Genomic DNA, 9,081 nt, shown 5'->3' with positions numbered 1-9,081 from the left:
CACGGCCAACACCGGGGAATGACCAACATCAACTGACAGCGTGAGGTCCACTTTTCATCTGGTGCCCCCGGTCCACGATTCAGCCGTTACCGACAGATGGGTGTCGACGCTCGCGGGTGCTGGTTGTCACCGGTCTGGCGAGAGGCATCAAGGCCCGCTCTTCAGAAGGCATACATCCAGCACCCGACTCGAACATCCGAAGAACTGCGCCACTCCCTCGGGATGCCCTTGGAAAGGGATTAGTTCTTCAGATGGGCGAAGCCGTCTTCGACCGGGGGCGCGGGTGGCCTTGAAGCCGGTTCAGGAGGGCAGGGTGGTGCGCTTGAGTTCCTCGAAGACCCCCATCGACTTGCTCGCCTTCGATCGGCCCCATGCGCTGCTGCAGTTCGTCGCGGACGCGGGGTAAGTTCAGGGACCAGTACGTCAGTTGCACGCTGATCAGCCGGTCGAGTAACCGCAGCGGACGGCGGCTTGCCGTGCCGCCGTCCTGGATGGCGCGGCGGCCGGCGTAGAGCAGCTCGAAGCACCACAGCAGCGTGAAGTATGCGGTCCGGACGTCGGGAGGTCGTCGTCGCGGATGGAGTTGGGGGAGTGCAGCAGGGTTCCCAGCAGGTCGAGGGCTTTCGCCACCTCGCCGCTTGTCAGGTCGGCGTGGAGCAGACGGGCCAGTTCGAAGTCGCCGTGCCGGCGCTGCCAGTAGAACAACCGCTATCGACGTCGACAAGGACACGATCGAGATCACGAGCGTTACCGTTTCAGTCACGCGCGTGACCTTCTCCAAGCCGACGCCGACATGCTCGTGCCGGCCATCTGCTGCCGGCCCGTGCGCGTCCTCACGGTTCGGCAGGTGACGTCCAGGTGCCGTGGTCAGCTCCTGGAGAACCGCGGGTGGAGGCTTGCCAACCTCGGTCCGGCTGAACGATCGTGAGCCGGTGACCGACCCGAGTCCCGCTCAGCGACGCATCGTGTCCGGAGCCCGCAACGCGGCACGCATTCTGGCCCTCGGCGGTCTCCTGGCCGTCGCCGTAGTGCTTACCCGTCTCCTGGCGGGCGGCCAGTCCCTCCAGGTGGCCTCGGTCTCCGTGCCGGTCGACCGGATGTGGCTCGTCTTCACCGCGCTGACGGTCGCTCACGCGTTCACGGCGCGGTTCCTCGCCGCCCACATCAAGGACTATCGGAACCGGATGCCGTCACCCGAGCGTGCGGGCTGGGTGTTCGATGAGATCACGACCGAGGGAAACGTCTTCGTCCACGGGATGATCTCGCGTGCCGTCTCCCGGCGTCGGCTGAGCTTCGTCCATCGGATGTCACGCCATGATCCATCCGCCTGGGTAGCTCGGGGCGCCAGCATCCTGCTGGTCATTGCGGTCCCCCCATGGTGGTGGGGCAGGTCCGGGCTCCAATGGAATGGGAACGGCGGGCTGGTGACGCTCGCGCTGGTACTGCCGCTCGTCAACTGGTGGGCGGGCAGCAAGTGGCTGATCAGCCTGTCCCGGCTGGAGGCCCTCCGGAACACAGCGGAAAGATCGGCGCGGGACTCCGTCGCTGAATGGCACATCCGCGACCTCGCGGGCCTACCAACGCGGCTGTTCCGCCCCCTCCCGAGCACGGTCTTCGAGCGGAGTATCAGCACCTCCCGTTGGTTGGCCGAGCGCCCCCTGCCGATCAGTGACACACCGGCTCAGCCGCCGGTGGCACCCTCCCGCCCGACCGACCCGCTTCCCCCGGTCGAATCTCTCACGGACTCCCAGCGGGCCGACATCGCCATCACGTACCTCGTCCTGCGGGCCTCCTTCCCCGAAGCGGACCTTCCCGCGGATCCATGGTTTGTGACGGACGCGGAGCGCTCGCAGTACCAGTCCCATTGGGCACAAGACCGTTTCCAGGTGGCGTCCGATCGGCGGCATTGGACCGAGATCGAGCTCTCCAACTGACCGCCGAGCGGCTCCGTACGACAAGGGGTACAACCGTGGTTGAGTGGACCGAGCGACCTTCTGCTGGACGAGCGGCACCTGCCTCGAGGAAGATATGGCTCTTCCTCACGGTGTCTGGGTCATGCTGACCGTATACACGGTGCCCTGTCGGGACACTGCGTAGAGATGGTCGTTGGTGGCCATGACGGACGGCCGGTGCCGGCCGGTGCCGTTTCCTCTGTGGCGCTGTTGCCAGAGTCGTTCTCCGTTGCGGGCATCCAGGGCGGTCACGTTGGCGTCCCCGGCGGCGAGATAGATGTGATGGCCGACCACGGTGGGGGTTGCGGAGATACGTAGACCTATGTGGGTGGACCACCGTCTCGCGCCGGTGTTGTCGTCGATCACCGTGATGGTTCCGTTGTGATAGGCCAGGCACACGGTGGCGTCATGTGCCACTGCTTGGTGCGTGAGCTGGTTCTGATCGGTGGGGTCCGGCAGTAGTGGGACGGTGGCTTTGCGGGTGCGGGTGTCCAGGCGGACCAGGGCGCCGCGTCGCTGCCCGCCGATGGGGTCCTTGAAGTACAGGGCACTTGGCGTCGATGTCTGGTAATGGAGTTCACCGTCCATGGTGGTGCCCCATCGTGACCTACCGGTGTGCTCGTCCAGCGCGGTGACGGTGGTGCGGGAGCGCACGGTCGTGGTCAGGTACAGCCCGTGGGCGGTGGCGACCAGGTAGGGGATGCCGGGGAACTTTCGGGACCATCGAACGGCCCTTGTGTTCAGGTCGATGGCTTCAATCCTGCGCCCGAAGACGAGGAAGAACGTGGTTGCGGACAGACGGACTTCCCGGACGAGTTCGGTGAACGTTCTGGCCCACAGGGTCTGTCCGGTCCGGATGTCCACAGCACGGAGTCGTCTGTAGTCGACGTCGTATTGGGCGTACAGGAGGGTGTTTTCTGAGATGCCTACGAGATCTACAAATGTGTCCGACCAACCATCGCCGTCCGTGTTGCCCCTGCCTTTGTAGGCGGGGATCGCGTGCCGCCAGGCGATGGCGCCGTCGTCCGTATCGAGGCGCAGCAATGTCCGCCCGCCGACCGCGCAGTAGATCGAGTCTGTGTCGGGCATGCAGGTCTCTCCCGAGCCCGGGTCGTCGTTGATCTTGGTCTCCCATGGTCTCCACCCGGCCGGCGCTGGGTGCGCCAACAGCCACGGTGTCGGCATTCCGCCGGTGGCCGCGATGGTCCCGCCCGCGGCGAGGACAACCAGGGCCGTCACACCCGCCACCCAGGCGGGCACGGGCCGGGATGCCCACCGCAGCACTCCCGCACCCGCCCTGCGCAACATGGCCGACCTCCTCGCAGCCCGTGGCGGCGCTGAAGCGGCATCCAGACCCGTCAGAAGCTCTTCGACGCCGGGACGGTCGACCGGGTTCTTGGCCAGACACGTCTCCACGAGCCCGCGGATGCTGTCGGGTACCTCGGCGAGCGCTGGCTCTTCGTGGACGACTTGATAGGCGGCGGCGTAGGGGCTTTCGGCATCGAATGGGCTACGACCCGTGGCAGCAAAGGTGAGCACGCACCCGAGAGAGAACACATCGGCCCCCAGCCCGGTCTCACGGTCGGTGAGAAACTGCTCGGGGGCCATGAACGCCGGCGTGCCGACCACATGACCTGTCTCGGTGAGCGGGTTGCCGTCCAGGGCCCGAGCGATGCCGAAGTCGATGACTCGCGGGCCGTCCGAGGTCAGCAGGACATTCCCGGGCTTGAGGTCGCGGTGGACTACGCCTGCGCGATGGATGTCACGCAGTGCAACGACCAGAGCGCGGGCCAGGCGGAGCAACTCCCCGCCCGCCAGCGGGCCCTGCCGGTCCACACGCTCGCTGAGAGACTCGCCCGGCATGTACACAGTGGCCATCCAGGGTTCCGGCGCGCACGGATCGGCATCAACCACCGCCGCCGTGAAGCCACTGTGCACCATCCGCGCCGCGGCCACCTCCAGTTCAAAACGCGCCCGGAACTCACGGTCCTCGGCCCACTGGCGGCGGATCACCTTCAACGCGACCGCGCGCCCGTCCGGGGAGCGGGCCAGGTACACCACGCCCATCCCACCCGCGCCCAACCGGCCATCCAACCGGTAACCACCCACCTCGGTGGGATCGCCCTTCAGCAGCGTCACCCAAGCTCCCTCGCGGGTGACGCCTGCGGCTCAGCCATGCACGCCCCCGGCTTGATATCTGACAGCACGACGAACGGCGGCCAGCAGCAAGCTGCCAAGAGCCTCACTGAATCCTCTGAGGGCTCTGTGGCACTGCTGTGATCTCGGCCGCATCGTCCGTAGCGGAGGCGTGACCATGGTTCCCCGCTGGTCCACGCGGCGAGTCCGCGCTACGGGCACGCGGCGGGCACGCCCGTGCGGCTCTGGTCTGCGGGGCCTCCGACATGCTGTGCGCTCGGCCAGGAGTGAGAGGCACCCACAGGGCTGGGAGAAATCGGCGAGCTCCCAGCCCTCACGCCTCTTTACGCGCGGGTGCAGTTCGGCAGGTGCCGAGCCTGGACCCAGCCCCAGCGGCGTGCGTCAGGGGAGTAGCCGAATACCCATTGGGCGGGGTCGTACGGCCTGCCGTCGGCGCGGCGGCAGGTGGTGCGGGTGATGTGGAAGACCCAGCCCTTTCCGACGTTGCCGGTGGCGAACTTCACGGGCCCGTTGCGTAGCGTCCCGGTCGTTCCGACCTTCACGCTGCCCCTCTTGCGTCCCGGGTCGGGCGTGATGTCCACGAGCTTGACGCGATTGTCTCCGCCGGTCGCATGGCGCTGCTGCAGTGCCGGTGCGTAGCTGTTGGGGTCGGGCCGGTTGGCCAAGTCCCGGGGGTGCGCCACACGAGGGAACTTCCGTGCGACGGGGTCGATCAGACAGCTCTTCCTGATCCACCCCCACCAGGGCGCGGTCTGTGCCCGTTGCCGTGCACCGTCGCGGACGAGTGCGTAGCCGCCCGCGGTGTACCGCACGCCGACGATCCTGCTGGCCGTTGACGGGCCCGCCGGCCAGGTCCGGTCGTTGACGCCGCGATGCGGATAGTTCCAATGGACAGCGCATGCCGGGCCGTCGGCCTTCACCTTGGTTTTGTTGGTGTAGTGCACCTTGGGAGGGCGATTGGGCTCAGCCGTTGCTGTCGGACCAACGACTCCGATCGCGAGTGTCGTCACCAGAACGGCCGAGCCGGCAACCGCTGCAGCCCTCGCTTGGCTCCACGCCTGTATGCGCATCGGGAAGTCCCTTCGTCAGGTCCGTGAGTATTGGTGGCCTTCGCCGCGCAGGATCTTCCCGAGGGCGAAAAGCACCTGCCACAAGCGGCGCACCGGGCCATCCAGATAGGTGAAACAGTGATGTTCGATGACGGATGGAAGGTGACTGCTGTCTGCATGGGCCATGTCGCGCACAGGCGAGGCCGGTCAAGCTTCCTCAGTCACACTGACGGCGGCCAGCAAGATTTCCCCCGAGTATGGCCAGATACGGGGTGACTGTGCGTAATCGCCATCGGATTGTCGTCCTCGGGCTTACATTGCCGCGTCCGTAGGCAGCCAGATGGGTTGACCTCAACTCTGCTTGAGGTTGAAGGGTTGAGCCGTCGGGCGAGCCGCAGACAGGAGCGGCCGTCGCGAGGTGAGGGGTCATCGTGATCGACACACAGAGCATCTTGGTCATCGGCGCAACCGGCAATCAGGGCGGAGCCACCGCAAGACAGTTGCTTTCTCGCGGATGGAGCGTCCGCGCCCTGGTCCGCAACCCGGACAAGCCAGAGGCCCAGGCCCTCAAGGAGCAGGGGGCGACCCTCGTCCGGGGCGACTTGGACAATGAGGCGTCCGTGCGTAGCGCCATGACCGGCGTTCACGGCGTGTTCAGCGTGCAGGCACTCGCGTACGAGCCGGCAACGCTCGCCGCAGAGGTCCGCCAAGGCAAGGCGGTGGCGGACGCGGCCAAGGCCATGGGGGTCGAGCACCTCGTGTACAGCTCCGTGGGAGGGGCCGAACGCCGCACTGGGATCGACCACTTCGAGAGCAAGGCCGAGATCGAGCGGCACATCCAGGCCCTCGAACTGCCCGCCACCATCCTGCGGCCGGTGTTCTTCATGAACAACCTGCTGCACTACGCCGACGCCGAGGGCGAGCGGCTCATGTCGCTGCCTGTGAAGCCAGACAAGCCGATGCAGTTGATTGCCGGCGACGACATCGGGTTCTTCGCTGCGGCCGCCTTCAACGACCCGCAGAAGTACATCGGCCGCCAGATCGAGCTGGCTGGCGACGAGGTCACCTTCCCCGAGGTAGCAGAGATCTATGAACGGGTCACCGGCACTCCAACGCGCTTCGAGGCCCTGCCGATCGAGGAGCGCATGTTCGAGTGGTTCGCGGAGGAGGGCTACGAGGCGGACATCCCCACCCTGCGGCGCCTGCATCCAGCCCTCATGTCCTTCGAAGACTTCCTGTCCCGACGGCTGCAGACACCCGTCTCCTGACCCCCTGTCCAGCCCTGTCCACACTCGAGACCGCAACCAACCGGGCAGCGAGCGCGCCCCCGGGGCGTCGCCGCGCGGCCTACGGGTCCGCGGGCCGGCACGATTGCCGCCGTGCGGGTCGGCGCGGATGCCCGTCACTCGGAAGCGCGCTTACGCCGTTGTCGCTCGGTGAGCCATGAGGCGGTGAAGAACACCGGCACGGCGATCCCCACCAGCAGTGCGGAGCCGGTGAACGCGCTGGTCAGAAAGCGGCCCCCCATGCGCGCCACCCCGTGGTAGTAGCCGACCACCACGGCCATCAGCAGCACGTATCCGCCGACGGCGGTGCCGAGCACCTGGCGGATCAGGCCGGGCCAGCCGGGTCCGGGCACGCCGGGAGCGAGTTGCTTCGCGAGTCGGATCCCCGGCCGCCCTCTCCGGGCCGGGCCTGTGCCGGCGAAGGAGCCGCAGGCCAACGGCGAGGTACCCCATGACCAGCAGGTAGCCAACCAGCATGAGCCCGATGTTCAGAGGGAGGGGGAGCACGGCACGGGCCCTCTTCTCTGAACTACCGGCGGCAGCGCGGCAGCGGCTGCCGTACAGTGGCGTTTCCGTGGACGGACCTCATAGCTTGTGCATCCGTGACTGATCCGAAGACGCGCCCCAACCGACACGACCTCGGCCGAGTGTTCAACGAGGTGCCTGAGCTCTACGACCGGGTCCGGCCGGGATACCCCGACGAGTTGTTCGCGGACCTTCGCGCCGTCACCGGCATGGACCAACGGTCGTCGGTGCTGGAGGTGGGCTGCGGTACTGGTCAGGCGACGCGCTCGCTGGCAGCGCTCGGATGCTCAGTGACCGCCATCGAGCCGGGTGCCGACATGGCCGCATTTGCTCGCCAGCGTCTCGCCTCTTTCCGCAACGTCCAAGTCGAGGAGTCGACGTTTGAGGAGTGGGACGACTGCGGTCGACGCTGTGATGTTCTCGTGGCTGCGTCGTCGTGGCACTGGGTCGACCCGTCGATTGGCTGGCAGCGAGCGCACGACGTGCTCTATCCCACAGGCTGGATGGCGCTGCTCGGCAACGTCGTTGTCCGCCGACCGGGAGAACCGGAGGTGTACGCCGAGACCGCCGATCTACACGAGCGGTTCTGCCCCGGGAACCCCGACTGGGGTCATCCTCCCCTGGAGGACGACGTGCGCACCACCGACGAGGGCTGGGGCCTGGTCGACGATCCCGGAGAATTGTTCGGCCCAACGATCATGCGCTGGTATCCAACCGTTCAGTGGTTCACCGGGGACGGCTTTGCCGATCACCTTCGCTCGTTGTCGCTGTACCGGAGACTCGATCGCGACGTCCGTGAGCCTTTGCTCGACGCCGTTGCCGAGCGGATCCGCACGCGGATGGGCGACCGAGCATCACGCCGTTACCTGACCGTCCTCCGTGTTGGACGGCGCGCCCAGTGAGGCGAGGGACCCGCCCCTGAACTAACTCGAAGGTCTCGTAGCTGTGCTGGTCCGTGTCGCGATCTGGCTGAAGGTAGGCATACCGAGGTCGATCACCTTGCAGTGCCGTTCTCGTTCCGAGTCGAGCTGGGCCCGCTTCTCCTCGGCGCTGACGAGGCTGACTTGGAGTCCTTCGATCTCACCGAGCCATCCCTCCTGTTCTGCTTCGGTGATTCGGGCGATCAGGTTGTCGCGGATCTCGACGAGGCGGTGTCTCTGCGCCGGATCCGGGCGCAGCATGGAGCATCGAATACACGCTTGCGATGCCCCATGCTCGCCATAAACCCGAAATGCTGCCACGCCTCGATGAGATCGAGGAGGACCTGTTGGCCCGCCGCGCCCGCGCCGAGCGCGAGACATGGCTGGGTGAAGTCGAGGGCATGGACATCACCCTCACTTACCTCCGGCAGAAACGGGAGGAGACCAAGCGTCTGACCTGAATCGCACCAGCCGAGCTCGGCATACTGGGCGTCGCCGCGGCCGCTGATCTGAGTTCCCGTCGGGTCGTTCCCAGCACGACGACCGAGCTGGGAACGACCCACTCAAACCAGGTTTCCGAAACACGCTCATCGCGGCATGAGCGATCTCGCGCTGCCAGGCGGCGGTGTCGGTCCTGCTGCACATCGCCAAGTACACCGCCCGGCCTCGCCCGGCGGTGGTCGCTGAACTCATGGCCTACGTTCCCCTTGCAGTCGTGGCCGGCTAGCGCCGGTTCGCAGATGCGCCGGTCGCGGGGCGTCGGGCTTCTTGGAGGGGCCGCTCAACAGCAAGCTCAATGCACACCCGAGCCCCATCAGGAATAGGGGAACCGCAGCAAGATCAATCTCACCGGGATTTCCTGTACCTCAACTCAGTACGCGGCGGCAGGTTGTCCGGCGCCGGCAGCGTACTGCCACCAGGCTGCCCACCTGACGATCGACTGTCCCTCATGCACGCTCGTACAGGCGGATGGCCCTCGGCCCCGCTCACTTCCTATACACCGCAGCCCCCGGGGAGGTTCCACCCTCGACTCGGAACGCCGCCTCGCTCCGCATGAGTCGACAAGATCACGACGATGGCCGGCCGACCATGCGTGCCTGATCAGCCGCGGTCACCCGGTAACCGCATTACGTCGAAGCTGCGGCCGTTGTCGCAGCTCCACAGCGGCCGGTGCTTCGGACCCGGGCAGCAG

At 66.7% G+C, this 9,081-nt stretch carries 8 protein-coding genes and 1 pseudogene; 4 read left to right on the top strand and 5 right to left on the bottom strand.

The window, feature by feature from the left end; translation table 11 throughout:
* Positions 1-932: 932 nt before the first annotated feature.
* A complete protein-coding gene (locus AB0I98_RS13895) occupies positions 933-1,934 on the top strand; it encodes a hypothetical protein (RefSeq protein ID WP_362940111.1) in 1,002 nt (333 codons plus the stop codon).
* Positions 1,935-2,039: 105 nt separating this feature from the next.
* Here the strand turns inward: AB0I98_RS13895 and AB0I98_RS13890 are convergent, their stop codons facing one another.
* Both AB0I98_RS13890 and AB0I98_RS13885 read right to left on the bottom strand, forming a co-directional pair.
* Positions 2,040-4,091 (bottom strand): PQQ-binding-like beta-propeller repeat protein, encoded by a 2,052-nt coding sequence (locus AB0I98_RS13890; RefSeq protein ID WP_362940109.1) that lies wholly within the window; start codon positions 4,089-4,091, stop codon positions 2,040-2,042.
* A gap of 341 nt (positions 4,092-4,432) precedes the next feature.
* The gene (locus AB0I98_RS13885; protein ID WP_362940107.1) at positions 4,433-5,053 is read right to left on the bottom strand and encodes a hypothetical protein; all 621 of its coding nucleotides are present in this window, start codon (positions 5,051-5,053) and stop codon (positions 4,433-4,435) included.
* A gap of 536 nt (positions 5,054-5,589) precedes the next feature.
* Between AB0I98_RS13885 and AB0I98_RS13880 the strand changes: the two genes are divergently transcribed.
* Positions 5,590-6,426, top strand: coding sequence for an NmrA/HSCARG family protein (locus AB0I98_RS13880; protein WP_362940104.1), 837 nt, complete (start codon positions 5,590-5,592; stop codon positions 6,424-6,426).
* Between the two features lie 134 nt (positions 6,427-6,560).
* Here the strand turns inward: AB0I98_RS13880 and AB0I98_RS13875 are convergent, their stop codons facing one another.
* Together AB0I98_RS13875 and AB0I98_RS13870 are read right to left on the bottom strand one after the other, a co-directional pair.
* Positions 6,561-6,797 carry a DUF6256 family protein gene (locus AB0I98_RS13875; RefSeq protein WP_362940101.1) on the bottom strand — a complete coding sequence of 79 codons (237 nt, stop codon included), beginning with the start codon at positions 6,795-6,797 and terminating at the stop codon, positions 6,561-6,563.
* Positions 6,798-6,810: 13 nt separating this feature from the next.
* Positions 6,811-6,921: pseudogene (locus tag AB0I98_RS13870) on the bottom strand (DUF6256 family protein); the annotation flags it as partial.
* Positions 6,922-7,046: 125 nt separating this feature from the next.
* Between AB0I98_RS13870 and AB0I98_RS13865 the strand changes: the two are divergent.
* Positions 7,047-7,871: a methyltransferase domain-containing protein gene (locus tag AB0I98_RS13865; protein WP_362940098.1), complete on the top strand. Its 825-nt coding sequence runs from the start codon at positions 7,047-7,049 to the stop codon at positions 7,869-7,871.
* A 21-nt stretch (positions 7,872-7,892) separates the two neighbouring features.
* Here the strand turns inward: AB0I98_RS13865 and AB0I98_RS13860 are convergent, their stop codons facing one another.
* Complete coding sequence (locus AB0I98_RS13860) at positions 7,893-8,150, bottom strand: hypothetical protein (protein ID WP_362940095.1); 258 nt, start codon at positions 8,148-8,150, stop codon at positions 7,893-7,895.
* Positions 8,151-8,200: 50 nt separating this feature from the next.
* Between AB0I98_RS13860 and AB0I98_RS13855 the strand changes: the two genes are divergently transcribed.
* Positions 8,201-8,350 (top strand): recombinase, encoded by a 150-nt coding sequence (locus tag AB0I98_RS13855; protein ID WP_362940092.1) that lies wholly within the window; start codon positions 8,201-8,203, stop codon positions 8,348-8,350.
* The last annotated feature ends 731 nt before the right edge of the window (positions 8,351-9,081 follow it).

The sequence above is a fragment of the Streptomyces sp. NPDC050211 genome, from assembly GCF_040656035.1.
In the GTDB taxonomy this organism is placed as follows: domain Bacteria; phylum Actinomycetota; class Actinomycetes; order Streptomycetales; family Streptomycetaceae; genus Streptomyces.
The sequence above is the reverse complement of the archived record's forward strand: the minus strand, read 5'-3'. Positions and strand labels throughout refer to the sequence as shown.